The sequence below is a fragment of the Streptomyces nidicola genome, assembly GCF_050106155.1.
GTDB lineage: Bacteria > Actinomycetota > Actinomycetes > Streptomycetales > Streptomycetaceae > Streptomyces.
Map to the genome: position 1 here is coordinate 6,196,212 of NZ_JBNBPI010000001.1, position 26,396 is coordinate 6,222,607.

Sequence of the window (26,396 nt, forward strand, 5' to 3'; positions counted from 1 at the left end):
TTACGCCTCGTACCAGCGCTGGAGCAGCCCCCACGTGAACTCCGCCCGCACCTCGCGGGGCGTCCCCGACTCGTCCGGGGCGCGGAAGGCAAGGCCCCAGCGGGTGGGCGCCGAGCCTTCGAGGGGGCGGGCCGGGGCGAAGGCGCGGGCCGCCTCGTCCACCGTGCAGGACCAGGGCGTCAGATCGGCGAGGGTGCGCAAGGGCGGGCCCGGGGTGCCGGCGGTGCGGATCAGCCACTCGTTCCAGATCCCGCCCGTGGGGGCGAGCAGCACCTCGAAGCGCAGGTCGGGCCAGAGCGGCACCGGCCACAGCAGCGCCTCGCACTCCAGGTCGCCGACCTTGCGGAGCAGGGTGCGCTCCGGGGCGCCGAGCACGGACCGGTAGCGGGAGACCGCTGCCTGCGGGTGGCGGGAGTGCAGCTTCGCCTGCCAGCGGCGGTTCGCCTCCCGCATCTCGGCGACGGAGACCCCGAGGTCGGCGCGGGCGGTCTCCACAAGGTCCGGGTTGTGGTCGGCCATGCGGCGCAGCAGGACCAGTTGGAAGTCCAGCGGGGTGAAGGGCTCAGCGGGGCGTCCGGACATGCGCTCCATGGTGGCGTACGTCGCCGGGGGACCGCCCGTCCGGCAGGAACAGCACCGAGTTCACGTACCGCGGGCGGCGTCCGGCCGGGGTGAGGGCGCGGCGCAGCAGGCCCTGCGAGGCGATGTGGGAGGTGCCGCGCTGATGGGCCGCCAGATCGTAGGACGGCAGGGGCAGCCAGTCGGTGTCCGTGTCCGGCAGGACCCAGCCTTCGTAGCCCTGGGCGCGCAGGTGGGCGACGACCGGGGAGATCGGCTGGATGCGGGTCTCCAGCTCGATGAAGAGGGCGGGCCGGTCGTGGGCGAGCAGGGCCCGGGCGCCGCGCAGCACCCGCAGCTCCGCCCCGTCCACGTCGATCTTGATGAAGTCGACGTCGCGCAGGGCGAGTTCGTCCAGGGTCACGCAGGTCACCTCGCGGCCGGTCGGCGCGTGCAGGTCGTCGCGGCGGACGAGCGAGGAGACCCCGCGTTCGCCGCGCTCGTCGTGCGGCGGCTGCCACAGCGGGGCCGTGCCGGGGCAGTCGCTGGCGGCCGCCCGGACGACCCGCACGTTCGCCGGCGCGGAGGCGGCGAGCACCCGCGCCAGGTGCGGGACCGGTTCGAGGGTGATCACGCGGCGGGCCCGGCCTGCGAGGCGGTGGGTCCACGGGCCGTACCAGCCGCCGACGTCGACCGCCGTGCCGCAGGCTCCGGCGGCGGGCAGCATGTCGGCGAGCCGGGTCAGCTCGGGCTCGAAGCGCGGGTAGAGGGCGCGGGCCGTCGCCGCGGTCAGCCGGGCGGGCAGCCAGGGGGCGATCCGGGCGGCGAGTGTCGTCATGGCAGGGCCCGTTTCGCCTGCTCGGCCCGTTGCAGGAGCTGTTCGTGCTCGCCTTCCGGGACCTGTTCGCCGGACGACGGGAGGAGCTGTGGGATGCCGTCGACGATGGGGTAGCGGCGGTGCAGCCGGGGGTTGTAGAGGCTGTCGCCCGTGTTCCCTCCCGGGGCGGGCAGCAGGAGCAGGGGCCCCTTGTCGAGTGGGCAGGCGAGGATCTTGAGCAGCGGGTCGTCAGGGTTCATGCGGGAGCAACTCCCTTGGTTCTTGGTCCGGTTGTGTGGGGGCGTCGTGTTTCGGCATCAGGAGGAGCACGGCGACCGCGAGGGCCGTGCCCGTCAGGCGCAGCGTCAGGCGCACCGGCTCGTGGGGGAGCGACTCGCCGAACGCGAGCGTGCCGAGGACCGCCGTGAACAGGCAGGTCACCGTGGTGCACACCGGGACGATCAGCGAGGCGCGGCAGCGTTGCAGGGCCGCCTGCGACATGACGAGCCCGAACGCGCCCGTGCACATCAGCAGATACGGGTACGGGGACGCGAACAGGGCCGGGATGTCCGGGAGTACGCCCGACACGCCCTTGATGGCGAGCGAGCTGACCCCGTAGAGCAGGCCCACCGCGACCCCGTACTCGACGCCCGTGGTCGGGAGCCGGTGGCGGTGCCGCGCGCGGCGTTCCGCGGCGGCGTACAGGGACAGACCCGCCGCCAGCGAGGGCACGCACACCAGGAGGATGAGGGGCGCGGGGGAGCGGTGCCCCACCGTGTCCGCGTCCTGCTCGAGCGAGAGCACCACCATGAGCAGAGCCGCCAGGATCGCGGCGATGGCGTAGCGCTCGCGGCCGGAGGTCTGTTCGCCGAGGAGCCGGGCCGACAGGAGCAGGAGGATGACCAGGCCGGAGACGAAGATTCCCTGGGCCGCCGCGATGGGAAGCGTCCGGTAGACGGCGAGCTGGGCGCCGAAGCCGGAGGCCAGGGCGATGGATCCGGCCAGCCACAGCGGGCTCGTCACCACCTGCCGCAGGAGGTGGGCGGGGCGCCGCACGCTCACTTCGGGCAGCCGGGTGAGAGCCCGCTTCTCCAGGACGAAGCCCACGCTGTAGAGCGTGTTGGCGAGCAGTGCCGCGCCGACTCCCCATGCCACGGCGGGCATCGCCGCTCACGTCCTTCGCGCGTGCAGGAGAAGGATCGAGGCGAGGGACGGCGCCGCGCAGGCGAGCCGGTCGAGGGGGCGCAGCGGGCGGGGCACTCCGTGGAACGGCGCCCCCGCGAGGCGTACGACTTCGAAGCCCGACGCGGCGACGAACTCCCGCAGGGCGCGGGCGGTGTAGAGGCGCAGGTGACCGACCACTTCGGTGCCCGGCCTGCCGTGGATCGCGCGCAGGCTCACCTCGGAGAAGACGGGCTGTACACCGGCGAGCAACAGGGCCCGGTTGTACCAGGCGGCCAGGTTCGGGGTGGACAGCATCAGATGGCCGCCCGGGCGCAGGACGCGGCGGATCTCGTCGAGCGCCGCGTCGGGGTCGACCAGGTGCTCGACGACCTCGGAGAGGAGGACCACGTCGGCGGACGCGTCCGCGAACGGCAGTCCGTGGCCCGTGAGTTCGCCGCGTACGACGCGGGGGACGCGGCGGGCCGCGCGGCGCAGCGCGTCCTGCGACCAGTCGATGCCGATGAGGTGGTGCTCGTCGGGTCGGGACAGGAGGCGGGCGGTGGTGGCGGCGGCCGTGCCGTCGCCGCAGCCGATGTCCAGGACGGTGGCGCGGCGGGTGCCCGACAGGGCGGTGGCGAGGATGCGGGCCTGGCGGCGGGTGCGGGGGGTGCCGGAGGCCACCGGAACGTCCGGGTTCTCGTAGAAGTCCCTCAAGTCCTGGGGCGGGGCTGCGAGTTCGGTGTGCGTGGTCATGGTGCCTCCTCCTGCGTCGCGTGGAGGTGTTGCTCGAACAGGTCGCGCAGGCGGGCCCCGTCGCCGGGTCCGAGCAGGGTGCGCGACCAGCGCAGGGCCAGGTGCAGCCGGCCCGCCGTGGACGCCGTCGTGAAGGTGAGGCCGCGCGGCATGCGGGCCGGGGCCGAGAACCAGACGGCGCGGGCCCTGCCGCCGTCGCCGAAGTCCAGCGGGTAGGGGACGCGGCCGATGTTGCTGAGCAGGGTGGTCGACGTCCATGGTGCCGCCGCCGTGCGCAGGGCGCGGGTGGCGGCGGCGCGCCAGGCCACCGGGGCGTACGGGCTGGTCAACAGCGCCGCGCCGTGGCCGAGTTGGGGTCTGGGCTGCGACTTTAGGGTCGCGGTGCGGGTGGCTGTGAGGCGGAGGAGTGTGGGCGTGTCCTTCTCCAACTCGGCTGGTGTGAGGGCCACTTCCACCAGGCGTGTGCCGTTGCCGATGGGCATCGTCGTGTCGCGCGGGCGGTCGTCCACCGGCATGGTGACGCGCAGGGGGCGGCGGGTGTGGTGGGTGCCGTGCTCCTCGTTCCAGTCGGCGATCGTGCGGGCCGTGGCCACCATCAGCTGGTCGTTGACCGTGTACGGGGCGCCCTTGGGGCGGCGGGGCACCGGCAGTTCGGTGACCACGAGGCCGTTGCCGGGGCGGGGGTCGGGGGTGCCGGCGCAGACGCGGGCCGGGCGGGACCAGGGGGAGGGCGGGGGCTGCGGGGGGCGTGGGCTCAGGAGCGGGGGAGCGGTGGGGGGCGGGGAGTTGTCGCGGCCCGCGTACAGCTCCGCTGCCGTGGCGATGACGCGGAGGCAGGCGGGGCCGTCGAGGGCCGTGTGGTTGATCGTGACGAACAGGACGGTGTTGCCGGTCCCCGGGTCCTCCACCGCCTCCAGGCGGATGGGTGGGGAGGCGGTGAGGGGTGGGGCGTCGGCGAGGGAGCGGGTGCGGGCCTCGTGCAGGGCGTTCGGGGTGGGGGCCGGGAAGGAGACGGGGGGTACGTCCGGGGCCTCGGTCAGTTCCCACTCGTAGCGGCTGCTGTACCAGTGGCGGGGGGCCTCGCGCATGAGGATGCGGGGGTGGTGGTGGAGGGCGTCCGTGAAGGCGTGGGTGAGGCGGGTGGGGTCGAGGCGGGCGGTGAGGTGGATCTCGATGTGGACGGTTTCCGGTTCGCGGTCCTGGAGGCAGTGGCGGGAGACCTCGTCGACGGTCGGGAAGGGGATGCGGGTGGGCGGGTTGCCGTTGCCCCGGGCGGGGCGGTCCAAGGTGGTCATGGGGCGCTCCCCGGGGTTGTGGGTTTCTGCGGGGGTGTGGGGGTGCGGTCCGGAGTCGGGTCCGGGGGAGTCGCCCCTTCCGCCCCTTCCCGCCCCGTCGTTGGGGCTGCGCCCCCGGGGGTTGCGGACGCGGGGCTCTGCCCCGGACCCCGCGCCTCAAACGCCGGCGGGGCTTGATTTGGTGGGCCTTGATTGGCCGGGCCCCGCGCTTCATGCACCGCAGCTGACGGCGTGAACGTCGCCAGCGCTGCGAACAGGGCCACCAGCGCCAGGAGTTGCGCCGCCGTGCTGTACGCGCCCGCGCCCTCGCGGACCGGTTCGCCTGCGCCTGTCGCCGCCACCGCGCCCGCTGCCGTCATCGCCACGAAAGCGATCGGGATCAGGAGTGTGTGGCGTTTCCAGGCGAGGAGGGCGAGGGCCGGGACCAGGGCCGCCCAGGGGCCCGCGATCACGATGCCGATGGCCGTGAGCAGGGCCGTGCCGATGATCCAGCCGGGGGGTGGTGGTGCGGCCGGGGGCTCCTGTTCCGTGTCCCGCCTGCGCCACAGGCACAGTGCGCCGAGGATCAGGATCGCCGCGCCGGATGCGAACAGGCCGATCTCGTACGTGCGGGCCGGGGCGTAGGAGAGCTTGACCGTGCCGCTCGATCCGCCGGGGATCAGCCATGCCTGCTGCCAGCCGTCGAGGCGCAGCGAGGTCAGCTTCTTGCCGTCGAGGGTCGCCTCCCAGCCGTCGTTGGCGTTCTCGTACGTGGTCAGGTACGTCGCCTCGCCCGCGTCGACCTTTACTTCGCGGCGGTCGCCGAGCCAGTCGCGGACCGTGAGGCCGCGGACGGTGGGCGCCGCCTCCGTGGTGGCCGTCGTGTTGGTGAGGGTGATGTCCGTGAGGGAGAGGGGGCCGGCGGGCGAGGTCTTCAGGGTGTGGGGGCCCGCGGGGAGGTCCAGCGCGTCGCCGCACGGTTTCACCGTGATCGGGCGGCGTTCCGTCAGGGCGCGCAGGGTGCCGCTCGCCGAGGTGCGGTGGCGGGTGCCGTCGATCGTGATCGTCGGGCCCTTGCCGCAGGGGAGGCTGAACCTGCGGTCGGGCGTGGGCTGTGCGACGCGGTAGGCGTCGAGGGTCGGGATGTAGGCCTCGGTCAGGCCCACCGGGAGTTGCAGGTCCTTGTCGGCGACCGGGTTGTGGACCTTGAGCGGGGCCGACTCGGTGATGGTGATGTCCAGGCGGTCCGTGGTGATGGGGTCGAAGCGGGCCACTCCGTTCTCGTCGACGCCGGCCACCGCCGCCCCGTCCGGGCTGCTGATCTCGATCTTCTCGGGGCGCGTGGTGAGGCCGCCGGCCCCGGCGAGAACGAGCGTGGAGACGGGCTGCTTGTCCGGCCAGCGCAGGTGGATCGTGGGGTCGTCGCCCGCGATCCAGGCCGTCGTCAGATCGCCGTCGGTGAGGTTGCGGGGCGTGGTGTTCAGGCCCAGCTCGGCCGTGGAGTCCGCGGTCGCCGTCATCTTGCGGCGCTGGTCGGGGGCCAGGTCGTAGAGGAGTTTGTCGAGTGCGGGGCCGGGGGTCGGGGCGGCCTTCGCCTCGAACTCGTACGTGGACTCGCCCGTCGTCGTGAACTCGCGGTTCAGGGAGCGCTCGGTGTCGGTGAGGGTGAGGCCGCCGTCGCTCGTGGCGCGGTGGAAGGAGTACTGGTCGGCCTGCTCGGAGTCGGACGGGAGGCGCAGCGCGCGGGTCGCCCTGACGCCGGGGATGTCGATGGACGTGAATCCGGCGCCGGTGAGCGCGGGGCGGGCGCGCTGTGTGTCGAGGATCGTCACGCGGAGCCAATTGGCGGTGCCGGAAGGGGACTTGATCGCTTGGCGTTTGCCGTTCGGCTGGATGTTGGCTGTCGTTGAGCCCTTGTCCGTCTCGATCCGTACGCGGGTCGGGGCCGCCCGCACGTTGTCCTGCGGCAGCGGTGTCAGATGGATGGTGGCCGGGATCCGTGTCGGCGCGGAGAAGTCGATGCGCGCCCATTCGCCCTTGGCGGAGTCGGGGGCGCCCTCGACCCACGCCGTGTCGGGGTCCTTGTCGAAGGCGTTCACCGGGTCGAACTGGGGCAGGTGCAGCAGCCAGTTGCCGCTGGAGGACGCCGTGACCGAGCGGGCGCCCTGGATGTCCGCCGTCGTCTGATGGGTGATGCCGTCGGTCGGCAGGATCTGCTTCGGCGGCTCGTCCGGGTTCTCGGAGGAGTTCGGGCTGTTGCGTTCCTTCGGTGTGTACGGGTACGAGGTGTTGGTGTTGACCAGGCCGAAGCGGGTGTCCGCGCGGCGCAGGCCGTCGGCGGCGATCCGCAGGGCGGGGTTGCCGATGCCCGGGTGGTTGTCGCCGGTCAGGACGGCGGGGCGGTTCAGGAAGGACGGGTCGGCGGAGAGCCGGAGCAGGGCCTCGGGGCCGCCGCTGACCTCCGCCGTGTTCCCGACCGGGAGCAGGCCCGCCTGGCCCGGTCGGTCGGAGTCGTCCCGCGGCGCGTAGATCTCGACGGCGCGGCTGCGCGGGTACAGGCCCTCGATCTGGATCGGTGTCTTCTCGGCGATGCGGCCGCCCGTGGTGAGCGGGCCGAAGCCGGTGACGCGCTCATAGCCGGACTCGGCCAGCGTGCGCTTGACCGTGGCCGTGGGGACGTAGCCGAACTGGTCGGGGTCGAGGTCGCCGCGGACCACCACGTAGTGCAGGCCCGCCCGGCTCAAGTAGTCCTGGAGACCCGGCACTTGGGTACCGCTCATCAGGGCCTGCTCGACGGCGTCCATGGCGCGCCGGTTGCCGCGCGTACCGAACGGGACGTAGTCGCGCTGCGCCCAGCGTGACTCGGCGAGCACGTCGAGCGGCTGGTCGATGGGGGAGCCCCAGGTGTAGATGCCGTGGGCGGTCGCGGGGACGACCAGGGCGCGGGAGTCGGGCGAGTACTTCTCCAGCCAGTGGGCCGTCGTCTGCCAGTACGTGGGGAGCTTCTGGAACGCGCCCGGTTGCAGGATCGAGCCGTTGAGGTACGGCCAGGCGAGGCCCGGCACGATGAGGATCGCGGCGATCAGCGTGGCGTAGCGGCGGGCGCGCACCGGACGGGCGCCGCGCGGATTGGCGGCCACGCCCACGAGGTGGGCGATGCCGAGCGCGAGGGCGAGCGCGATCCCCGTCTGGAACTTGTAGATGTTGCGGAACGGGGCGAGGCCCCCGTCCAGCCACGACTGCACCGTGTCGTGGAAGGGTGCGCCGAGCGAACCCCCGTATCCCGCAAGGAGGATGAGGGCCGCCGCCATGACCGTGAGCAGCAGCCAGCGGCGCTCCGGGATGTCGCGGCGCGCCAGGCCCGCGAGCCCGATCGCGGCGGCGAGCGCCGAGCAGACGATGACGACCACCGACGTCGCCACGGCCCAGCCCGCGGGCAGCCAGGCGTCGCCCAGATGCAGATACGCGACCCAGTTCCCGGCCCCGCGCAGCGCCTCCGTCGCGGACATGGCCTCGGTCGTGGTCTGCGAACTCTCCACGTACGGAAGGAAGTTCTCGCCGTGGATGCCGAGCAGGACGAGCGGGATCGTCCACCAGGCCGTCGCCAGGACCACCGAGGGGAGCCACCACATGATCTGGCGGCGCTTGCGGGCGGACGGTGGTCTGGAGAGCAGATACAGGCCCACGGGAAGGAGGGACGCGAGTGTCGAGGACGCGTTCACGCCGCCCATGAACGGGATCAGGAGCGCCGAGCGGGTCGCCGAAATACGGGCCGTCGTGCGGGGGTTGGTGAGCGGGAGCAGTACCCACGGCAGGAACGCGCCCGGCAGCGCCGCCGCCGACGTCGAGCCGATGACGATCGTGAATGTCGGCCACAGCGCGTACGCCACCGCGCCGAGCAGCCGGCTGCCCGGAGCGCCGACGCCGAGGCGTTCGGCCAGGCGCAGGGCGCCCCAGAAGGCGACGGTCACGATGATCGACATCCACAGCCGCTCGGCCAGCCACACCGGGATCTGGAGCAGATCGGTCAGGCCGTAGTACGGCAGCATCGGGAACGCATAGCCGATGTACTGGTCGGCGATCCCGCCGAAGCCGGCTCTGTCGTGCCACAGCTCCCCGAGGTCACCGAGGAACTTCCAGGGGTCCTGCGAGACGCCGAGCTTCGTCTCGAACGTGGCACGCCCCGGCTGCACCGCGCAGAACGCGACGAACAGCACGGCCCAGAACGCGAACAGCCAGCGGCGCGCACGCGGACCCGGTTCGGGTTCCGGGTGCGTCGCCGCGGCGGGTGGGGCCTGGACCACGGTCGTCATGGACACCGCCTGAGGATGAGGAGAAGGTTCCAGGTGGCGAACTCGCGCACGCCGGGGACCCGCGTGACCGCCTCCGCGAGGAACGGCCAGTAGCGGGAGCGCGCCGCGACGACCGACACGTCGTCGCGGGCGCGCACATGGCGCAGGGTGGGGCCGATGTGATGGGCGAAGAGGTTCTCGCCGAGGGTGTGCTTGGGCGCCCGGCCGGTACGCCGCAGATAGCGGGCCCGCGCGCGGTCGGCGCCCAGGTAGTGCCAGGGCGCCCACTCGTGACCGCCCCACGGGGACAGCCAGTTGGTGAACGCGACGTAGATCAGGCCGCCGGGCCGGGTGACCCGGATCAGCTCGCTCACGAACGTGTCGCGGTCGGCGACGTGCTCCAGGACGTTCGAGGAGAACGTGACGTCCGCCGACGCGTCGGGCAGCGGCAGCAGATAGCCGTCCGCGACCACCGTGCCGGCCGGCGGGTCGGCGCCCAGCTCCCCGGTGTCCGGTTCGAAGAGGAGGGCCTGCGCGCCGCGCGAGCGGAACTCGCGCGTGAAGTGCCCGCTGCCGCCGCCCACGTCCACGACGACCTTCCCGGCCACCTTCCCGTACGCCTCGACCTGGTCGGCGGCGTCCCGGGCGAGCAGCGCGTAGCACGTCTCGGGATCGCGCTGCTCGCGCAGGAACGCCCGGAAGAGCGCGAGCGAGCGGGCCGGCGACGGATCTCTGAAGCCGGCGCGCCCATTGACCCCCGTGGCCGCCGTCATGGCGTCCAGCCCCGCACCGCTTCCGCCGCCACCGCGCCGAACTGCCGCACGGTGTGGGCCCATCGGTAGCCCGCGGCCCGCTCCTGGGCCGCCTTGCCCATCAGTTCGCGGCGGTGCCCGGACAGGGCGAGCGTGCACCAGGCCGCCGCGAAGGCCGACTCGCCGTGCGCGAGAAGACCGGTGGCCCCGTCCTCGACGGAGTCGCGCACGCCCGGCACGTCGAAGCCGACCGCGGGAGTTCCGCGCGCCGCCGCCTCGGTGATGACCAGGCCCCAGCCCTCGACGGCCGAGGGGTGGAGCAGCAGCCAGGCCTCGCAGAGCAGCCGGTGCTTCTCGGCCTCGGAGACGTGACCGGTGAACTCGACGCCCTCGCCTGCCAGTTGGCGCAGGCGCGGCGCCTCGGGGCCGTCCCCGACGATCACGAGCCGGCCGCCCGTCACCGGACGCACCCGTTCCCACAGGCGCAGCAGCAGATCGATCCGCTTGTACTCGACGAGCCGGCCCATCGCCAGGAACAGCGGGTCCGGGGAGCGGTCCGCGGCAGGGCCCGGCTCCTCGACGCCGTTCGGCACGAGGCGGATCCGGTCCCGGTCCACGCCGATGGAGTGCAGCGCGTGCGCCGTCGACGGCGAGACGGCCACGAGCAGATTGCGGCGCTGGGCCCCGGACAGCGCCCAGTGCTCAAGTCTTCGGCCGAGGTGGGCCGCGGGCGCGAGTGGTCCGCGCAGCCGCATCCGCCACAGGTCCGTGTGGACGTGGTTGACCAGGCAGAGCGTGGGGCCGCGGTGCCACAGCGGGGCCAGGTACGGCATCCCGTTGCAGACCTCGACGAGCAGATCGCAGTCGCCGACCTGGCGGGCGAAGGCCGAGCGCGCCCGCAGATAGTGGGCGTGCTCCCCGCCGGCGGAGACGACCCGGTAGTCGCGGAAGGCGGCCGGGCCGCCGCACAGCAGCGTCACCTGGTGGCCCTGGCGGGTAAGGCCGTCGGCGAGCCGGTCGACGAGGAGCTCGGAGCCGCCCGCGGCCGGATTGCCGAGGTCGCGGTGGGCGAGGAACACGATGCGGCGCGGGTGTGGGGGGTCGTGTTGCGGATGCCGCGCGCCGGGTGGGGCCGACGTGGCGCGCAGCGGGAGGGGCACGTGCTGGGGCATTGGTGCTCCAACTCGTCGGGCGTACGCGGGTGTTCGGGCGTACTTGGGTGTACTGGGAGGTACGGTGCCGAGGCTGTGCGGAGCCTGTGCACGGGGTGGGGAGGGACAGTTTTCGCCCCGCTGTTCGATGCGGCTACTCACCCGCGTGACAAGTTTCGGTCGGTATTTGACTGACGTACCGTCACATCGTGGACGTTTCCAGGGTCGTCGGGGACGTATCGGGATCCGGACGCTCCGGCCTTTCCTGCTCCGGCCTGCCACCCCTGCCCCGTACGACGAGTACAAGACCTGCCGCCACGAGCAGCACGCCGAGACCGCCCGCCAGCAGCGGCAACGTCGTGCCGATCAGCGTGAGCCGGTCGTTGTCGTCCTGCGCGAGCGCCACCTGGTCGCGCTGCGTGTCCGGGGTGAAGGCGATCTTCCGGCTGTCCAGGAGCACCGCCGCGTCCTTGTCCGTGCCGGGTGCGCGCAGCGTCTTGCGCGGGCCGATGGCGGCGTACAGGACCCGGCCCGTGAGCTGGTCGACGACGAGCTCGACGCCATGGTTGGCGTACCACTCCTCGGCCAGCACCTGGCTCTTGCTCGGCTGCCCCACGATCCGGCCCGGCACGAGCCGGGAGCCGGTCCTGGCGGGGGAGACGGTGCCGGTGAACCGGTAGCCCTCGTAGCCCTGCACCTTGGTCACGCCGCTGAAGCGGAGCGGGACCGTCGCGCCGAGCGTGTTGTCCCACCAGGTGTAGGTGCGCTTCTCCACGTTGAAGGGGAACTTCAGGTAGGCCTCGCCGCTGAAGGCGGGCTGCTCGCCGCAGCAGTGCACGGCGGCGTTGGTCTTCCGGTCGGTGACCCAGCGCTCCAGGGTCCATTGCAGCGCGTCGTGCGGGTCGGCCGCCGGGAGGGTCTTCGCGGTGTCGACGGACGTCGTCACGTCCCAGACCGCCCGGCCGCTGCGCTCGCTCGCGGCCACGTCGCCGCGGGCCTGCCGGGTGATGGTGAGCTTGCGATCGCGTACGGTCTTGATCTTCTCGGTGTCGAAGTAGCTGCCGGTTCCGGTGAACACGGTCGTCGCGTCGATGTCGATGCTGGTGCGCTCGGCGCGCGGCTCCACGTACCAGGCGAGCAGCCCCGCCAGGACGAGCAGGAACGTGCCGAGACCTGTTGCGACCAGCGAGAACGGTGAGGCTGTACGGCGCATCCGGCACTCCTGGTGGAAGGGCATCCGCGCTCTGTTCGCGGGCGGCCGGTTATGGGCCGGGAACCGTAGACTTACTCTTGACGAAGTGTCAATGTCGTGTGGAGACTTGGCACTTGAGGCGGACGGCTTGCCGTACGTCGCAATCGCACGGGTGGGGAACGACCTCGATACCCCGATCGGTGAACTCCGGATCGGGCACGGACGAGAGGCTGACCCTGCGATGAACCGACTGCTCGCCGCCGCGCTGTCCGCGGCCACGGGAGCCGCGCTCGCCCTCGCGGCCGCCTTCGGCGTGCTCGCGCTGATCAACGCGACGCCGGACCAGCCCAATACGCCCCTGGTGACCTACGAGACGCCCGGCCAAGGGGGCTGAGCCGGTGCCGGCCACCGCTCGCTCCGCATGGTGCGACGTGCCGCGCCTCCAGGCCAAGCAGTTCGTGGCGCTCGCCCTCGACGAGGCGCCCCGGCTCGCCCGGGACATCCTCGACGAGATCCACCGGGAGTTCCCCCAACTGCCCGTCGTGCTCGACGAGTCGGGCGAGGCGGTGGCCCTCGTCGGCATCCGGCGCGCCGTCGAGGACTTCGTGCGCGGCTTCGCCGACGGGGCCGCGGACGGCCTTCCGGAGGGCCAGGCCCCGGCCCTCTTCCAGGAGTTCGGGCGCGGCCAGTCCCTGCACGGCCGTAGCCTCGACTCGCTCCAGGCGATGTACCGGCTCGGCGTGAAGATGGCCTGGCGCCGCCTCGCCGACATCGGGCAGCGGCTGCACATCCCGCCCCCGGCGATGTACGAACTCGCGGAGGCCGGCTACGAGTACCTCGACGGCCTCGTCGACCAGTCGGTCCGCGGCTACGCGGAGGCGGCCGCCCGGCAGGCCGGTGAGCGGCTGCGCCAGCAGCGCAAGCTGATGGACCTGCTTCTCGAAGGGCGCACCGCGGCGCCCCGCGACCCCGTGCAGGCGCTCACCGAACGGGCGGCGCGCATCGGATGGCCGGTACCCGCGCACGTCGCCGTCGGCGTACTGCTGCGGCCGGCCCGCGACGCGGTCGCCCCCGCCGTCGGCGCCGACGTCCTCCTCGACATGGAGCCGGAGCGGCCCCGGCTCGTCCTCTCCGAACCCGACGCGGCGGGCCGCGCCGATCTGCTGCGCCGCGCCCTGTCCGGCTGGACCGGGGCGATCGGGCCGCCCGTCGCGCCCGCCGACGCGGCGAAGTCGCTGCGCTGGGCCGAGGCGGCGGTCGGCCTCATGGAGCGCGGACTGCTGCCCGACGCCGAAGTGGTGCAGTGCACCCAGCACACCCAGGCCCTCGTCCTGCTCCAGCCCGAGGAGCTCGTCGACGACCTCGCGCGGCGCGCCCTCGAACCCCTCACCCGGTGCGGCCCCGCGCACGCGCGCCGGCTCGCCGAGACCCTGCTCGCCTGGCTGGAGACCCGCGGCGGCGCCCCCGAGGTCGCGGCCCGGCTCGGCGTCCACCCGCAGACCGTCCGCTACCGGCTGCGCCAGATCCGCGAGCTGTGGGGCGACGAGGTCGACGACCCGGACCGCCGCTTCGAGCTGGAACTGGTGCTGCGGGCCCGGCGTCTTCGGGGGGAACTCGGGCCTGTCTGAGCGGACTCGATGACTCTGTGCAGTCCGTGTACCGAGCATGGGATCACCCATTGCCCGGTCAATGCCCCTGTGCTTAGCCTATGTTCGCGATACCGACCGTCTGTTGAAATACCGAACATAGGGAGGGGTCGGTTGTGGGACGTCTCGTACCAGCCGTGACCCGCGCTCTGGACATCCTGGAGCTGTTCCTGGACGGGGACGGCACGCTGTCCGCCCCCGACATCGTCCGCAAACTACAGCTCCCGCGGACCACGGTCCACGAACTGGTCACCACGCTCGCCGCCCGCCAGTACATCGTGCAGGTCCCCGGTCAGCCGGGCCGCTACCGCCTCGGCGTGCGCCCCTACCAGCTCGGCAGCCGGTACGCCGAGCAGCTCGACCTCGCCGCCGAGGGGCAGCACGTGGCCCGCGACGTCGCCGAGACCTGCGACGAGACCGTCCACGTGGCGATCCTGGAGGGCACCGACGTCATCTACATCGCGAAGGTCGACTCCACGCACGCCGTGCGCATGGTGTCCGCCGCGGGCCGCCGCCTCCCCGCGCACTGCACGTCGGTCGGCAAGATGCTGCTCGCGTCGCTGCCCGAGGCCGAGCTGACCGCGCGGATCCCGGACGACGCGGACCTCCTCGCCATGACCGAGAACTCGATCACCGACCCGGCGGCCCTGCGCGCCCACCTGGTCGGGGTGCGCGAGCGCGGCATCGCCGTGGAGAGCCGCGAGTCGAACACGGACGTGTCGTGCGTCGCCGCGCCCGTGCGCGACCGCACCAACCGGGTCGTCGCCGCGCTCTCCATCTCCGTACCGATGATCCGCTGGAGCGACGCGCGCGAGGACGAGCTGGCGGGGCTCGCCGCGAAGGGCGCCGCCGACCTCTCCGAGCGCCTCGGTCACCGGGGGGTGGCGCGATGAGGATCCGCGTCGAGGAGGCCGTGCGGGCCTCTGCGGAGCTGGGCGAGGGCCCCACCTGGGACCCGGCCACGGGCCGCGTGATCTGGGTGGACATCCTCAACTCCCGCGTGCACACCTACGAGCCGGGCAGCGGCCGCCGCACCGTGCTCGCCACCGAACAGCACGTGGGCGCCGCCAAGCCGCGCGCGGGAGGCGGCCTGGTGGTCAACCTCCGTGACGGCGTGGGGAGTTACGGCCCGGACGGCGCCTTCGCGTGGCTGCACCGCGAGCCCGTCCCCGGGCGGCGCGGCAACGACGCGGCGGTGGCCCCCGACGGCGCGCTGTGGGCGGGTTCCATGCCGTACGACGAGACGCCCGGCGGCGGCAACCTGATCCGCGTCGCGCCCGACGGGGCGGTGACCGAGGTCCTCGACGACGTCACGATCTCCAACGGCACCGGCTGGAGTCCCGACGGAGCGCGCATGTACTACGTGGACACGCCCACGGGACGTATCGACGTCTTCGACGTGGACGGCGAACGCATTGGCAACAGGCGGGAGTTGGCGACGGTCGAGGACGGCGCCGGCTCTCCCGACGGCCTCACCGTCGACGCGGACGGCTGCGTGTGGGTGGCCCTGTGGGACGGGGCGGCGATCCGCCGCTACACGCCCGAGGGGAAGCTCGACCGGGTGCTCCCGCTGCCGGTGAGCCGCCCCACGGCCTGCGCCTTTGGGGGCGCGGACCTCAAGGATCTGTATGTGTCGACGGCGCGGGTCGGCCTCGACCGGCCGGAGCCGCCGGCGGGGTCCCTGCTGGTGGTGCCGGGGGTCGGACAGGGCTTGGCCCAAGCGGCTTTCGGAGGCTGAGAGTTCGGCCGGACAGTCCGGTGATTCCCTGCGGGGCGTGCGGCGTTCGCGTCGTGCGCCCCGCATTTTTTTACCTCCATTCCCGTGCGACCCATTGACGCGGAAGCGCTTCGATTTTACGGTCCCGTTCGAAGTTACGAGCGGCATTCGAAATATCGGACGTAGGGAGGGGCCGGTTGTGGGACGACCTGGCCTGAACCGCAGACAACTCCTCGCAGGTGCGGGCGGGTTGGCGGTCGCGGGAAGCCTGGGATTCGCGGCCATGGGCACGGGCGCCGACGCGCTCGCCTCTGGCGCGGACACCCGCGTGCGCTACTGGAACCTCTTCAGCGGCGGCGACGGGTACAACATGATCTCGATGCTGAACGACTTTCGTCGGGGGCATCCGGACATCGACGTGAAGGACTCGACCCTCCAGTGGGGCAGCCCCTTCTACACAAAGCTCGCGATGGCGGCGGCGGGCAATCGCGCCCCCGACCTCGGCGTCATGCACCTGGGCCGCGTCACCGGCTTCTCGCCGGGCCGCTTCCTCGACCCCTGGGACCTCGGGCTGCTGGCCAAGTACGGGGTGAAGGAAGCCGACTTCAACCCCGACCTGTGGAAGCGCGCCGTGATCGACGGCAAGCTCTACGCCCTGCCGCTCGACATCCACGTACAGCTCTGCTTCTACCGCAGGGACGTGCTGAAGAAGGCGGGCCTGCTCGATGCCGAAGGGCGGATGGTCGAGGTCACCTCGACCGACGACTGGTTCGCCATGCTGAAGGAGGCCAAGAAGGCCACCAAGAAGGGGTTGCAGACCCTCGGCCTGCACGTCAACGACCTCAACGTCCAGTGGTGGATGTTCGTCGCCTTCTACACCCAGCTCGGCGGCACCTGGTTCAACAGCGCCAACACCGAGGTCACCTTCGACACGGACAAGGCCACCCAGGTACTGGAGTTCCTGCGCAGGCACGTCACCGACGGCTACAGCATCTCGGGGGCCGCCGACGCCGAACAGTTCGTCAACGGCGCCCCGTTCACCTGGGAGGGCAACTGGTCGGTGCCGGTCTTCGACGGCGCCAAGCTGGACTACGGGGCGACCCCGCTCCCGCCGGTCTTCGGCAAGAAGGCCACCCACGCGGAGTCGCACTCCTTCGTGCTGCCGCACCAGGCGGACCGGGGCGGCGCCGCCAACGAAGCCGCGCACGAGCTGGCCGCGTACATCGTCCGGCACGCCCAGAACTGGGCTCTCGGCGGACACATCCCCGCGTACACGCCGACCCTGACCTCGGCGGCGTACAAGAAGCTCAAACCGCAGAGCGAGTACGTGTCCGCGATGAACCACCAGGCCACCGAGCCGAAGGTGTGGTTCGCGGGCTCCACGGGGCTGCTCGCCCAGCGCACCGGCCCCATCGTCATGTCCTCGTCGGCGGGGTCCAGCAAGCCGGAGGCCGCGGCCCGCCGCATCAAGGGCGTCCTCACCCAGCTCCTCGCCTCGAAGAACCCGATGGACGGCAAGACCGCCGCGCAGGGAGGTGCGGTCGCATGACGACGACCAGCCCAGGGACCATCGTCGCGCCGAGCCGCGCGCAGGCCGCCACCGACACCGTGACCGTGCGCCGCAAGCAGGGCTTCCAGCACGGCGGTTGGTTCGTCGCCCCGTTCCTCGCCCTGTTCGCCCTGTTCGTGATCTGGCCGCTGCTGCGCGGCGTCTACCTCAGCTTCACCGACGCCAACATCTCCGGCGACGCCGCGAGCTTCGTCGGCCTCGACAACTACCGCGAGGCCTTCCAGGACCCGCTGATGTGGGACTCGCTCGGCCACAGCGCGTACTTCACGCTCCTGGTCGTGCCGTGCATCACGGTCCTCGCCTTCTTCCTCGCGATGCTCGCCCACCACATCGAGCGCGGGAAGTGGCTGTGGCGGCTCTGCTTCTTCCTGCCGTTCCTGCTGCCGTCCACCGTCGCGGGCAACCTGTGGCAGTGGCTGTTCAACCCCGGTACGGGCATGGTCAATTACGTCCTCGGCATCGACACGCCCTGGCTGTCCGACAAGTCGTACGCGATGCTCGCCGTCGTCATCACCACCCTGTGGTGGACGGTCGGCTTCAGCTTCCTGCTCTACCTCGCCGCGCTCCAGGGCATCCCCGGGCACCTCTATGAGGCCGCCAAGCTGGACGGCGCGAACGCCTGGCATCGCATGGTCCACATCACGCTGCCGATGCTCCGCAACATCACCGGCCTCGTCGTGGCGCTCCAGATCCTCGCCTCGCTCCAGGTCTTCGACCAGGCCGTCGTCATGATGGACTTCGGCCCAGGGCCCGAGGACTCGACCCGCACCTTCGTGCAATACACCCTCGAAGAGGGCTTCACCAGCTACCGCGTGGGCTACGCCTCCGCGATCTCCATCATCTTCTTCGTGATCATCGCGGCCGTCGCCCTCGCGCGGATGTGGCTGCTGCGCAACCGTGAGGAGGGCGCGCGATGACCACCGCCCCAGCGCCGATTCGTACCAAGCCCCGCAGCTCCTGGACGCCCAGCCAGATCGTGCTCACCCTGCTCGGTGCCGCCGTCTCTGCCGTCTTCCTCGCCCCGCTCGCCTGGGCCCTGTTCACCTCGCTCAAGTCGGAGACCGAGGCCGTCGCGGTGCCGACGCACTGGCTGCCGAAGGAGTGGACGGGCCAGGCGTGGAAGGCCCTCTTCGAAACCGGCAACATCACCAACTGGTTCGTGAACTCGGTCGTGGTCTCCGTGTGCGTGACGGCCGTCGTGCTGTTCGTCGCGGCGCTCGCCGGATACGGGTTCGCGCGTACGGAGTTCAGGGGCAAGGCCGTCCTCATGGGTGTGGTGATGGCGGGCCTGATGATCTCGCCGGCCGTGCTCGGAGTCCCCCTCTTCACCACGGTGCAGCAGATGGGGATGGTCGACACGTACTGGGGCATGATCCTTCCGCAGTGCGCGCCCGCCGCGATGGTGTACATCCTCTACAAGTTCTTCCAAGGCATCCCGAGGGAGCTGGAAGAGGCGGCCTTCATCGACGGCGCGGGCCGCTGGAGGGTCTTCTTCACGATCGTCGTGCCACTGTCCCGCCCCTCGCTCGCGGCGGTCGGCATCTTCACCTTCATCAGCTCGTGGAACAACTTCCTGTGGCCGTACATGGTCACCAACAACCCCGACCTGATGACCATGCCGAACGGCATCGCGACCGTCATGAACTCCTACGGCATCCAGTGGGCCCAGCTGATGGCCGGCGGCCTGATGGCGGGCCTGCCCCTGATCATCGTCTTCGTCTTCTTCCAGCGGCAGATCGTGGCGGGCGTGGCCCATACGGGATTGGCGGGGCAGTGACCGTACGCAGAGCGACTGTGGCGGTGGCGGCCGCGGCCGTCCTGGCGCTGCTCCCCAACGCGGCCCAGGCGGCGGCGAGTTACCCCGACCCGCAGCCCATCTCCGGCCAACAGATCATCCACGACCCGACCGTCGTCAAACTCAAGGACGGCCGCTACGTCGCGTACTCGACGGGCGGGGTGATCGGCGCGCGGCTGTCGAAGGACAGGGTGAACTGGACGGACGAGGGCAACGCCTTTGCCGAGCCCCGGAGTTGGTGGCTCGACTACAACGACACGGGCGACCCGTGGGCCCCCGACATCTCGTACCTGGACGGCACGTACTGGCTGTACTACGCGGTCTCGTCCTGGGGTACGAACCACTCGGCGATCGGCGTCGCGACGTCGAAGTCCGGCCTTCCCGGCACCTGGACCGACCACGGCAAGGCGTTCTCGTCGCAGGCGAGCGACACCTGGAACGCCATCGACCCGGCCGTGATCAGGGCGAACGGCAAGCTCTGGATGAGCTTCGGCTCGTACTGGTCCGGCATCCGCATGGTCGAGCTGAACCCGAGGACGGGCAAGGCGGTGCCGGACGCGAAGGTCCACCACCTCGCCACCCGCCCCGACGCCCCGTACGCGGTCGAGGGCCCGGCGATCGTCCGACACGGCCGGTACTTCTACCTCTTCGCCTCGTACGACGCGTGCTGCCAAGGCGTGAACTCCACGTACAAGATCCGGGTGGGGAGATCCACCTCGGTCGCAGGCCCCTACGTCGACAAGGACGGCAAGCCGCTCCTGGAGGGCGGCGGCACCCTGCTCCTGGCCGGACACGGACGGTTCGTCGGGACGGGAGGGGAGTCGGTCTTCCGCGACAAGGGGAAGGACGTGCTCGCCTACCACTACTACGACGCCGAGGACAACGGCACACCCAAGCTGGGCCTGAACGAGCTCAGTTGGGACAAGACCGGCTGGCCGGGTCTCTGACGAGACGACGTCCCGCGCCGAGCAACCACTATCGAAAGGACCCCCTTGCGCACCGCACGCTTCACCCTCGACCCCGCCTTCACCGTCGCCCAGGTCAACCCCCGGCTCTTCGGCTCGTTCGTGGAGCACCTCGGCCGCTGCGTCTACAGCGGCATCTACGAGCCGGGCCACGAGCACGCGGACGAGGCGGGCCTGCGCACCGATGTCCTGGAACTGGTACGGGAGTTGGGGGTCACGGCGATCCGCTACCCCGGCGGCAACTTCGTCTCCGGCTACAAGTGGGAGGACTCGGTCGGCCCCGTCGAGGACCGCCCGGCCCGCCTCGACCTGGCGTGGCGCACCACGGAGCCGAACCGATTCGGCCTGTCCGAGTACATCGCGTTCCTGAAGAAGCTCGGCCCGCAGGCCGAACCGATGATGGCCCTCAACCTGGGCACGCGCGGCGTCGCCGAGGCGATGGAACTCCAGGAGTACGCCAACCATCCGGCCGGCACCGCCCTCTCCGACCTCCGCGTCGAGCACGGCGACAAGGACCCCTTCGGCATCCGCCTGTGGTGCCTCGGCAACGAGATGGACGGCCCCTGGCAGACCGGCCACAAGACGGCCGAGGAGTACGGGCGGATCGCGGCGGAGACGGCGCGCGCGATGCGCCAGATCGGCCCGGACGTGGAGCTGGTCGCGTGCGGCAGCTCGGGCCAGTCGATGCCGACGTTCGCCGAATGGGAGGCGAAGGTCCTCGCCGAGACGTACGACCTCGTCGACTACATATCACTCCACGCCTACTACGAGGAGCACGACGGCGACCGGGACTCCTTCCTCGCCTCGGCGGTCGACATGGAGTCGTTCATCGAGAACGTCGTCGCGACCTGTGACCACGTGGGCGCGCGCCTCAAGTCCTCGAAGAAGATCAACCTCTCCTTCGACGAGTGGAACGTCTGGTACCAGTCCCGCACCCAGTCCGAGGTCGCCGCCCTCGACTGGCCGGAGGCCCCGCGCCTCCTGGAGGACGTCTACACGGTGACGGACGCGGTCGTCTTCGGCTCGCTCCTCATCGCGCTCCTGCGCCACGCGGACCGCGTGACGGTGGCGTGCCTCGCCCAGCTGGTCAACGTCATCGCCCCGATCATGACCGAGCCGGGCGGCCCGGCCTGGCGGCAGACGACGTTCTACCCGTTCGCGGCGGCCTCGCAGTACGGCCGCGGCGAGGTGCTCGACGTCCGCGTCTCGGGCCCCACCTACGACACGCGGCGCCACGGCACGGCCGACCTCCTGCACGCCACGGCGGTCCGCGCCGGGGACGGCACGCTCACCGTCTTCGCGGTGAACCGCAGCCAGACGGAGACGCTGCCCCTGGAGGTGGCCCTGAACGGCCTCGACCTGTCGTCCGTCGTCGAACACTCGGTCCTCTCCGACACCGACCCGGAGGCCCGCAACACCCTCTCTGAGCCGAACCGTGTGGTGCCGCACGCGGCGACGGGAACGGTCCTGGCGGACGGCACACTCAAGGCGGACCTGGAACCGCTGTCGTGGAATGTGATCCGGCTGGCCTGACCCTGAGGCGGCAGGGCCGGTTACACCCGGGAGCCCGCCTCCGGCACGGTCTCCTCCGTGTCGGCGGCGGGTGCCGGTGTCGACGAGACCGCCACCACCAGGGAGCGCCGCCGCCCCCGCAGCGTGACGACCACGCCCACCGCCGCGAACGCCGCGCACACCAGCAGGAGCGGCGTCCCCGACACGCCCCACATCGCCAGGCCCGAGCCCGCGAGGAGGGTGACCAGGGCCCAGCGCAGGGCCGGGCCCGAGAGGCGGGTGGAAAGGAGGGCGCCGGCCACCACGCCCGGGATCGCGCCGATCAGCAGCGTGCCGGCCATGCCGAAGGCGACGTCGCCGAAGAGGACGTGGCCGAGGGCCGCCGCCGCGACCACCGGGATGGCCTGCACGAGGTCCGTGCCGACCAGGTGGTTCGCCTTCAGGCGCGGGTGCGCCAGCATCAGCATGACGATGATGAGCGAGCCGGAGCCGACGGACGTCATGCCGACGATGAAGCCGCCGATCAGGCCGATGGCGAGGGTGGCCAGCGGGCGGACCGGCACGTGTGCGTCCTCGGCCTCGGCGGAGCCCGTGCCGCGCCGTGCGTCCAGCCACATGCGGGCCAGCATCCCGACGACCGCCAGGACGAGCGCGCCGCCGATGACGTATTTCACGCGTTCCTGGAGTTGCTCTCCGTCACCGAGCAACCCCAGGCAGAGCGCGCCGAGCACCGCCGCGGGCATCGCCGTCGGCAGCAGCCAGCGCACGATGTCCCAGCGCACGGTCCCCGCGCGCTGGTGCACCGCCGCTCCGAAGGGCTTCATGAAGACGGAGGTGGCGAGGTCGCTGCCGATCGCCGCCGTCGGGTTGACGCCGAACAGCATCACCATGATCGGTGTCATCAGCGCGCCGCCGCCCATGCCGGTGAGGCCCACTGCCACACCGACGAGCGCACCCGCGACGACTATCGCCCATGAGAAATCCATGGTCGCGACTGTACGCACCATCCCTATGGGAAAGGTAGGGAAGATCTGTGTTTCCCAGATGCTGGAAGATCCGCGGACGACTTGAACAAGATCCACCGCACCGTGCGCCGCGAACGTCCACCACAATGTGCGCATGAGGATCTCCGCCCGCGCCGACTACGCCGTACGTGCCTGCCTGGAAATCACCGTTCATGCCGAGGGGGACGGCGTCCCGATCAAGGCCGAGGCCGTCGCCGCGGCGCAGGAGATTCCGCACAAGTTCCTGGAGGGGATCCTCAGCGATCTGCGGCGCGGCTGCATCGTCGTGAGCAAGCGGGGCGGCAATGGCGGCTATCTGCTGGCCCGGCCCGCCGCCGAGATCACCGTCGCCGATGTCGTACGCGCCGTGGAGGGGCCCATCGTCTCCGTGCGGGGTGAGCGGCCGAACGCGCTCAGTTACACCGGCCCCGCCGAACCGCTGCTCCCGCTGTGGGTGGCGCTGCGGGCCAACGTGCGCAAGATCCTGGAGGGCGTCACGCTCGCCGACCTCGCGCACGACCGGCTGCCGGAACCGGTGAAGGAGCTGGCCGAGGACCCCGCCGCCTGGCGCAACCCCTGAAGACAGGCCCTAGGACCCCACTGACGTGATCAGGCGGTCCACCGCCGCCGTGCCCGAGCTGTAGGTGGTCCCTCCGCCCAGCTCGGGCACGGCGGCTCCATTCCCGCTCCCCATGAGCGACTCCAGGCCGGCCACCAGGCGCAGGACGTCCGGTTGGGGTCGCACCACGAGGCGCAGGAAGCTGCTGGACGATCCGATCTTGTTGCCGCACTCACGCACCAGGACGCCGTGCTCGGCGAGCAGCCGGTCGCGGACCGCCACGCCGTCGACGCCGTCCGGCAGGCGCACGTAGAGGAAGTTGCCCTGCGAGGGGTAGACGGTGAGCGGGCGCAGGCGTGACAGGTGCCAGCGCATCTCCTGGCGGTCGCGGGTCACCTGGCGGAGGCTGTCGGCGTACTCCTGGCGGTGCTCGCGGAGCATGAAGACGACCGTCTCCGCGAAGGAGTTGAGGTTCCATTTGGGCAGGGCCGAGCGGACCCGGCCGGCCAGACCGGGGTTCGCGACCAGGTAGCCGAAGCGGACCCCGTGCAGGCCGAAGTTCTTGCCGAGGCTGCGCAGCACGATCACGTTCGGGCGGAGAACCGCCTCCTGTACGAGGCTCGGGTCCTGCCCGCCCTCGGCGTCGGCGAAGTCGAGGAACGACTCGTCGATCACGATCAGATCGAGGTGCCGCAGCTCGTCGACGAGGGAGAGCAGGGCCCGGCGGGGGAGCAGGCCGCCGTCGGGGTTGTTCGGGTTGCAGACGACCGCGACCCGCGAGCCGCGCGCGTGGATGAACTCCGCGTACGCGGCCGGGTCGAGCGCGAACCCGTCGCGCTCGGGCAGCGGGAACATGTCGACCCGCTTGCCCGTCTCCATGGGCTGGTCCGTCCACCGGCCGAACGTCGGCACCGGCACGGCGAGGGAGTCGCGGACCAGCAAGTGGTCGATCCAGGTGATGAGTTCGGTCGAGCCGTTGCCCATCGCCACCGTCTGTGGGTTGAGGCCGAGGACCTGGCACAGCTCGGCGGTGATGTGCTCGGCGCTGCTCGGGTAGTACGTCAGGATCTCGTGCAGCCGGGCACGCAGGGCGTCGAGCATGGTGGGGGTGGGGAAGTAGGGGTTGCAGGGGATGCAGAAGTCGACGACCCCGCCGCCGCTGCCGCCGCCCGCCCCGGCCCGCGTCAGCTGGCCGTAGGACGGGGAGTGGGCCGTCGAGCCCTGGAACAGCGAGACGACGCTTCCGCTCATCACATTCCTCCCATCGGCCGGGTGTCGGGCATCAGTACGGGGGTGTGGCGGACGGTGTTCAGCGCGTGGGGCGAATGTGACGTGCGTGACGCCGCAACCACGGCGACCCCCGCCGAGCGCGTGACGCGGCAACCTCCGCGCCCTCCGCGGCGACTCACCGGCATGAAGGATGAAACCCCCACGCGAAGAGCGCGCGTCCGCCACCACGCCCTGCGCAAGCGCCGACTGCTCCCGGTGCTCGCCACCGCCGTCGCCGCCGCGACCGCCTACGCCCTCGTCCCCGGCAGCGCCTACGCCGCCTACCCCGGCTCCGGCCTGCTCACCGGCGACGTGTCGGTGCACGACCCGTCGATGGTCAAGACGTCGAGCGGCTACGTCGTCTACTCCACGCACAACGGCGTCGAGGCCCGCACCTCCACCGACCGCACGGCGTTCAAGCGCGCGGGCGCCGCCTTCACAACGCTCCCGTCGTGGTGGTCGACGTACAACCCCGACAAGGACGTGTGGGCGCCCGACGTCTCGTACCACGGCGGCAAGTACCTGATGTACTACGCCGTTTCCACCTTCGGTTCGACGCACTCGGCGATCGGCTTCGCGTCCTCGCCGAGCGGACAGCCCGGCACCTGGACCGACCACGGCGTCGTGCACGCCACGACCACGTCCTCCGGTTACAACGCCATCGACCCGAACCTCTTCGTGGACGGGGACGGCAAGTGGTGGCTGTCGTTCGGGAGTTGGTCCTCCGGCCTCAAGATGATCAGGCTCGACCCGTCGACGGGCAAGCAGTACGCCGCCGACAAGACCGTCCGCTCGCTGGCCGCCCGGCCGAGCGGCACCAAGGCCGTCGAGGGCCCCGCCGTCGTCAAGCACGGCTCCTACTACTACCTCTTCGCCTCGTACGACACCTGCTGCGCCGGCACCTCGTCCACGTACAAGATCAAGGTGGGCAGGGCGAGTTCACCGACCGGGCCCTACGTCGACAAGAACGGCGTGAAGATGACGGAGAACGGCGGCACCGAGGTGCTCGCCACGCACGACAAGTACATCGGGCCCGGCGGCCAGTCCGTGCTCTCCGACTCCGACGGCGATCTGCTCGTCTACCACTACTACGACGGGACGGACGGCGGGGCGCCCAAGATGGGCGTCAACCTGCTGAACTGGGGGAGCGGCTGGCCCGTCGCGTACTGAGGCCGGGCACGCGAACGGCCGGGGCCCCGAAGGGTCCCGGCCGCCGCCGTGTTCAGAGACTGCTTACACGCCGAAGGAGTGCACCGTCGTCGTCCGGTACGTCTCACCGGGACGCAGCACCGTCGAAGGGAACTTCGGCTGGTTCGGGGAGTCCGGGAAGTGCTGGGTCTCCAGGGCCAGGCCGTCGCCCTGCCGGTAGGTGCGCCCCGACTGGCCGACGAGCGTGCCGTCGAGGAAGTTCCCCGAGTAGAACTGAAGGCCAGGCTGGTCCGTGGCGATCTTCAGGGACCGGCCGGAGGCAGGATCGCGCAGCGTCGCCACGAGAACCGGCTTCGCGGTGATGCCCTTGTCCATGACCCAGTTGTGGTCGAAGCCCTTGGCGGTGATCAGCTGCGGGTGGCTGGTGCGGATGTCGCGGCCGATCGGCTTCGCCTTGCGGAAGTCGAACGGGGTGCCCTGCACCTTCGCCAGCTCACCGGTCGGGATGAGCCCTGCGTCGGTGGGCGTGTAGCGGGAGGCGGCCAGCGTCAGCTCGTGGTCGTAGATCGTGCCGCTGCCCTCGCCCGCGAGGTTGAAGTACGTGTGGTTGGTGAGGTTCACGACGGTCGCCTTGTCCGTCGTCGCCTCGTAGTCCACGCGCCAGTCGCCGCGCGCCGTCAGCGTGTACGTGACCGTCGTCTTCAGCGTGCCGGGGTAGCCCATCTCGCCGTCGACGGACGTGTAGTGCATGTGCAGGCCGACGTCGGAGCCGGAGGTGAAGGGCTCGATGTCCCACACCCGGGTGTTGAAGCCCTTGGCGCCGCCGTGCAGCGAGTTCTCGCCGTCGTTCACGGACACCTGGTACGCCTTGCCGTCCAGGGTGAACTTCCCCTTGGCGATGCGGTTTCCGTAGCGGCCGATGGTGGCGCCGAAGAACGTGGTGCCCGCGACGTACTCCTCGACGGTGTCGTAGCCGAGGGAGACGTTCACGTACTTGCCGTGCCGGTCCGGGAGTTCGAGCGACTGGACGATGCCGCCGTAGTTCAGGACCTTCAGTCGCGTGCCGCCGTTCTCCAGCGACCAGCGGTAGATCTTCGTGCCGTCGGCGAGCTTGCCGAAGGACTCCTTCACGGGCTTCCTGCTTCCCGACGCGTTCGCGGAGGTGCTTCCCGACGCGTGTGCCGTGCCGCCGAGCGCGGTGGCTGCGACACCGGCCGCCGCGGCGGATGCCATGACCGTACGTCTGCTCAGTTCCAT

The 26,396-nt window shown here is 71.4% G+C and carries 24 protein-coding genes; 11 read left to right on the forward strand and 13 right to left on the reverse strand.

Going from position 1 to position 26,396, the window contains the following annotated elements:
• The 10 genes from ACOKM3_RS27935 to ACOKM3_RS27980 all read right to left on the reverse strand — a co-directional run bounded on the left by ACOKM3_RS27935 (position 1) and on the right by ACOKM3_RS27980 (position 11,974).
• The gene (locus ACOKM3_RS27935) at positions 1 to 582 is read right to left on the reverse strand and encodes a hypothetical protein (protein WP_426903773.1); all 582 of its coding nucleotides are present in this window, start codon (positions 580 to 582) and stop codon (positions 1 to 3) included.
• Positions 563 to 1,396: an FkbM family methyltransferase gene (locus ACOKM3_RS27940; protein ID WP_426903774.1), complete on the reverse strand. Its 834-nt coding sequence runs from the start codon at positions 1,394 to 1,396 to the stop codon at positions 563 to 565. Before ACOKM3_RS27940 ends, ACOKM3_RS27935 begins: the two co-directional genes overlap by 20 nt.
• Complete coding sequence (locus ACOKM3_RS27945) at positions 1,393 to 1,635, reverse strand: Trm112 family protein (RefSeq protein ID WP_426903775.1); 243 nt, start codon at positions 1,633 to 1,635, stop codon at positions 1,393 to 1,395. Before ACOKM3_RS27945 ends, ACOKM3_RS27940 begins: the two co-directional genes overlap by 4 nt.
• Positions 1,625 to 2,539: a DMT family transporter gene (locus tag ACOKM3_RS27950; protein ID WP_426903776.1), complete on the reverse strand. Its 915-nt coding sequence runs from the start codon at positions 2,537 to 2,539 to the stop codon at positions 1,625 to 1,627. The genes ACOKM3_RS27945 and ACOKM3_RS27950 overlap by 11 nt, the downstream gene beginning before the upstream one ends.
• Positions 2,540 to 2,545: 6 nt before the next feature.
• Positions 2,546 to 3,292, reverse strand: a complete 747-nt coding sequence (locus ACOKM3_RS27955; protein WP_426903777.1) for a class I SAM-dependent methyltransferase — start codon at positions 3,290 to 3,292, stop codon at positions 2,546 to 2,548.
• Positions 3,289 to 4,587, reverse strand: coding sequence for a condensation protein (locus ACOKM3_RS27960; RefSeq protein WP_426903778.1), 1,299 nt, complete (start codon positions 4,585 to 4,587; stop codon positions 3,289 to 3,291). Before ACOKM3_RS27960 ends, ACOKM3_RS27955 begins: the two co-directional genes overlap by 4 nt.
• Entirely contained in the window at positions 4,584 to 8,879 is a 4,296-nt protein-coding gene (locus ACOKM3_RS27965; RefSeq protein WP_426903779.1) for an alpha-(1->3)-arabinofuranosyltransferase, read from the reverse strand. The genes ACOKM3_RS27960 and ACOKM3_RS27965 overlap by 4 nt, the downstream gene beginning before the upstream one ends.
• On the reverse strand, positions 8,876 to 9,631 hold the full coding sequence (locus ACOKM3_RS27970) for a class I SAM-dependent methyltransferase (RefSeq protein WP_426903780.1): 756 nt from the start codon (positions 9,629 to 9,631) through the stop codon (positions 8,876 to 8,878). The genes ACOKM3_RS27965 and ACOKM3_RS27970 overlap by 4 nt, the downstream gene beginning before the upstream one ends.
• A complete protein-coding gene (locus ACOKM3_RS27975) occupies positions 9,628 to 10,782 on the reverse strand; it encodes a glycosyltransferase family 4 protein (protein WP_426903781.1) in 1,155 nt (384 codons plus the stop codon). Before ACOKM3_RS27975 ends, ACOKM3_RS27970 begins: the two co-directional genes overlap by 4 nt.
• 181 nt (positions 10,783 to 10,963) lie before the next feature.
• On the reverse strand, positions 10,964 to 11,974 hold the full coding sequence (locus ACOKM3_RS27980; protein WP_426903782.1) for a PorA family protein: 1,011 nt from the start codon (positions 11,972 to 11,974) through the stop codon (positions 10,964 to 10,966).
• Positions 11,975 to 12,194: 220 nt separating this feature from the next.
• Between ACOKM3_RS27980 and ACOKM3_RS27985 the strand changes: the two genes are divergently transcribed.
• From ACOKM3_RS27985 to arfA, 9 genes are all read left to right on the forward strand, one after another.
• Positions 12,195 to 12,347, forward strand: coding sequence for a hypothetical protein (locus tag ACOKM3_RS27985; protein ID WP_422407177.1), 153 nt, complete (start codon positions 12,195 to 12,197; stop codon positions 12,345 to 12,347).
• A 4-nt stretch (positions 12,348 to 12,351) separates the two neighbouring features.
• Positions 12,352 to 13,581, forward strand: coding sequence for a helix-turn-helix domain-containing protein (locus tag ACOKM3_RS27990; protein ID WP_426903783.1), 1,230 nt, complete (start codon positions 12,352 to 12,354; stop codon positions 13,579 to 13,581).
• Positions 13,582 to 13,715: 134 nt separating this feature from the next.
• A complete protein-coding gene (locus ACOKM3_RS27995; RefSeq protein ID WP_426903784.1) occupies positions 13,716 to 14,492 on the forward strand; it encodes an IclR family transcriptional regulator in 777 nt (258 codons plus the stop codon).
• Positions 14,489 to 15,337, forward strand: a complete 849-nt coding sequence (locus tag ACOKM3_RS28000) for an SMP-30/gluconolactonase/LRE family protein (protein WP_426903785.1) — start codon at positions 14,489 to 14,491, stop codon at positions 15,335 to 15,337. Before ACOKM3_RS27995 ends, ACOKM3_RS28000 begins: the two co-directional genes overlap by 4 nt.
• A gap of 178 nt (positions 15,338 to 15,515) precedes the next feature.
• The gene (locus tag ACOKM3_RS28005) at positions 15,516 to 16,865 is read left to right on the forward strand and encodes an extracellular solute-binding protein (RefSeq protein WP_426903786.1); all 1,350 of its coding nucleotides are present in this window, start codon (positions 15,516 to 15,518) and stop codon (positions 16,863 to 16,865) included.
• Positions 16,862 to 17,803, forward strand: a complete 942-nt coding sequence (locus ACOKM3_RS28010) for a carbohydrate ABC transporter permease (protein WP_426903787.1) — start codon at positions 16,862 to 16,864, stop codon at positions 17,801 to 17,803. The genes ACOKM3_RS28005 and ACOKM3_RS28010 overlap by 4 nt, the downstream gene beginning before the upstream one ends.
• Positions 17,800 to 18,663 carry a carbohydrate ABC transporter permease gene (locus ACOKM3_RS28015; RefSeq protein WP_426903788.1) on the forward strand — a complete coding sequence of 288 codons (864 nt, stop codon included), beginning with the start codon at positions 17,800 to 17,802 and terminating at the stop codon, positions 18,661 to 18,663. Before ACOKM3_RS28010 ends, ACOKM3_RS28015 begins: the two co-directional genes overlap by 4 nt.
• Complete coding sequence (locus tag ACOKM3_RS28020; protein ID WP_426903789.1) at positions 18,660 to 19,628, forward strand: arabinan endo-1,5-alpha-L-arabinosidase; 969 nt, start codon at positions 18,660 to 18,662, stop codon at positions 19,626 to 19,628. The genes ACOKM3_RS28015 and ACOKM3_RS28020 overlap by 4 nt, the downstream gene beginning before the upstream one ends.
• Positions 19,629 to 19,673: 45 nt before the next feature.
• On the forward strand, positions 19,674 to 21,179 hold the full coding sequence (gene arfA, locus ACOKM3_RS28025) for an arabinosylfuranosidase ArfA (RefSeq protein WP_426903790.1): 1,506 nt from the start codon (positions 19,674 to 19,676) through the stop codon (positions 21,177 to 21,179).
• Positions 21,180 to 21,199: 20 nt separating this feature from the next.
• On the opposite strand, the gene ACOKM3_RS28030 is transcribed toward arfA, so the two are convergent.
• A complete protein-coding gene (locus tag ACOKM3_RS28030) occupies positions 21,200 to 22,144 on the reverse strand; it encodes a sulfite exporter TauE/SafE family protein (protein ID WP_426903791.1) in 945 nt (314 codons plus the stop codon).
• A 133-nt stretch (positions 22,145 to 22,277) separates the two neighbouring features.
• Between ACOKM3_RS28030 and ACOKM3_RS28035 the strand changes: the two genes are divergently transcribed.
• Entirely contained in the window at positions 22,278 to 22,742 is a 465-nt protein-coding gene (locus tag ACOKM3_RS28035; RefSeq protein ID WP_426903792.1) for an RrF2 family transcriptional regulator, read from the forward strand.
• A 9-nt stretch (positions 22,743 to 22,751) separates the two neighbouring features.
• Here the strand turns inward: ACOKM3_RS28035 and ACOKM3_RS28040 are convergent, their stop codons facing one another.
• Positions 22,752 to 23,972: a pyridoxal phosphate-dependent aminotransferase gene (locus tag ACOKM3_RS28040; protein ID WP_426903793.1), complete on the reverse strand. Its 1,221-nt coding sequence runs from the start codon at positions 23,970 to 23,972 to the stop codon at positions 22,752 to 22,754.
• A 162-nt stretch (positions 23,973 to 24,134) separates the two neighbouring features.
• Between ACOKM3_RS28040 and ACOKM3_RS28045 the strand changes: the two genes are divergently transcribed.
• A complete protein-coding gene (locus ACOKM3_RS28045; RefSeq protein WP_426903794.1) occupies positions 24,135 to 25,160 on the forward strand; it encodes an arabinan endo-1,5-alpha-L-arabinosidase in 1,026 nt (341 codons plus the stop codon).
• A gap of 63 nt (positions 25,161 to 25,223) precedes the next feature.
• On the opposite strand, the gene ACOKM3_RS28050 is transcribed toward ACOKM3_RS28045, so the two are convergent.
• Positions 25,224 to 26,396: an aldose epimerase family protein gene (locus ACOKM3_RS28050; RefSeq protein WP_426903795.1), complete on the reverse strand. Its 1,173-nt coding sequence runs from the start codon at positions 26,394 to 26,396 to the stop codon at positions 25,224 to 25,226.

Bases quoted from the DNA above. Each gene is read 5' to 3' on its own strand.
- ACOKM3_RS27940 (WP_426903774.1), bottom strand. From the start codon at position 1,396: ATGACGACACTCGCCGCCCGGATCGCCCCCTGGCTGCCCGCCCGGCTG.
- ACOKM3_RS27945 (WP_426903775.1), bottom strand. From the start codon at position 1,635: ATGAACCCTGACGACCCGCTGCTCAAGATCCTCGCCTGCCCACTCGAC.
- ACOKM3_RS27975 (WP_426903781.1), bottom strand. From the start codon at position 10,782: ATGCCCCAGCACGTGCCCCTCCCGCTGCGCGCCACGTCGGCCCCACCC.
- ACOKM3_RS28035 (WP_426903792.1), top strand. From the start codon at position 22,278: ATGAGGATCTCCGCCCGCGCCGACTACGCCGTACGTGCCTGCCTGGAA.
- ACOKM3_RS28015 (WP_426903788.1), top strand. From the start codon at position 17,800: ATGACCACCGCCCCAGCGCCGATTCGTACCAAGCCCCGCAGCTCCTGG.
- ACOKM3_RS28040 (WP_426903793.1), bottom strand. From the start codon at position 23,972: ATGAGCGGAAGCGTCGTCTCGCTGTTCCAGGGCTCGACGGCCCACTCC.
- ACOKM3_RS27955 (WP_426903777.1), bottom strand. From the start codon at position 3,292: ATGACCACGCACACCGAACTCGCAGCCCCGCCCCAGGACTTGAGGGAC.
- ACOKM3_RS27970 (WP_426903780.1), bottom strand. From the start codon at position 9,631: ATGACGGCGGCCACGGGGGTCAATGGGCGCGCCGGCTTCAGAGATCCG.
- ACOKM3_RS27950 (WP_426903776.1), bottom strand. From the start codon at position 2,539: ATGCCCGCCGTGGCATGGGGAGTCGGCGCGGCACTGCTCGCCAACACG.
- ACOKM3_RS27965 (WP_426903779.1), bottom strand. From the start codon at position 8,879: ATGACGACCGTGGTCCAGGCCCCACCCGCCGCGGCGACGCACCCGGAA.
- ACOKM3_RS28010 (WP_426903787.1), top strand. From the start codon at position 16,862: ATGACGACGACCAGCCCAGGGACCATCGTCGCGCCGAGCCGCGCGCAG.
- ACOKM3_RS27935 (WP_426903773.1), bottom strand. From the start codon at position 582: ATGTCCGGACGCCCCGCTGAGCCCTTCACCCCGCTGGACTTCCAACTG.
- ACOKM3_RS28045 (WP_426903794.1), top strand. From the start codon at position 24,135: ATGAAGGATGAAACCCCCACGCGAAGAGCGCGCGTCCGCCACCACGCC.
- ACOKM3_RS27960 (WP_426903778.1), bottom strand. From the start codon at position 4,587: ATGACCACCTTGGACCGCCCCGCCCGGGGCAACGGCAACCCGCCCACC.
- ACOKM3_RS27980 (WP_426903782.1), bottom strand. From the start codon at position 11,974: ATGCGCCGTACAGCCTCACCGTTCTCGCTGGTCGCAACAGGTCTCGGC.
- ACOKM3_RS27985 (WP_422407177.1), top strand. From the start codon at position 12,195: ATGAACCGACTGCTCGCCGCCGCGCTGTCCGCGGCCACGGGAGCCGCG.
- ACOKM3_RS28050 (WP_426903795.1), bottom strand. From the start codon at position 26,396: ATGGAACTGAGCAGACGTACGGTCATGGCATCCGCCGCGGCGGCCGGT.
- ACOKM3_RS28000 (WP_426903785.1), top strand. From the start codon at position 14,489: ATGAGGATCCGCGTCGAGGAGGCCGTGCGGGCCTCTGCGGAGCTGGGC.
- ACOKM3_RS28030 (WP_426903791.1), bottom strand. From the start codon at position 22,144: ATGGATTTCTCATGGGCGATAGTCGTCGCGGGTGCGCTCGTCGGTGTG.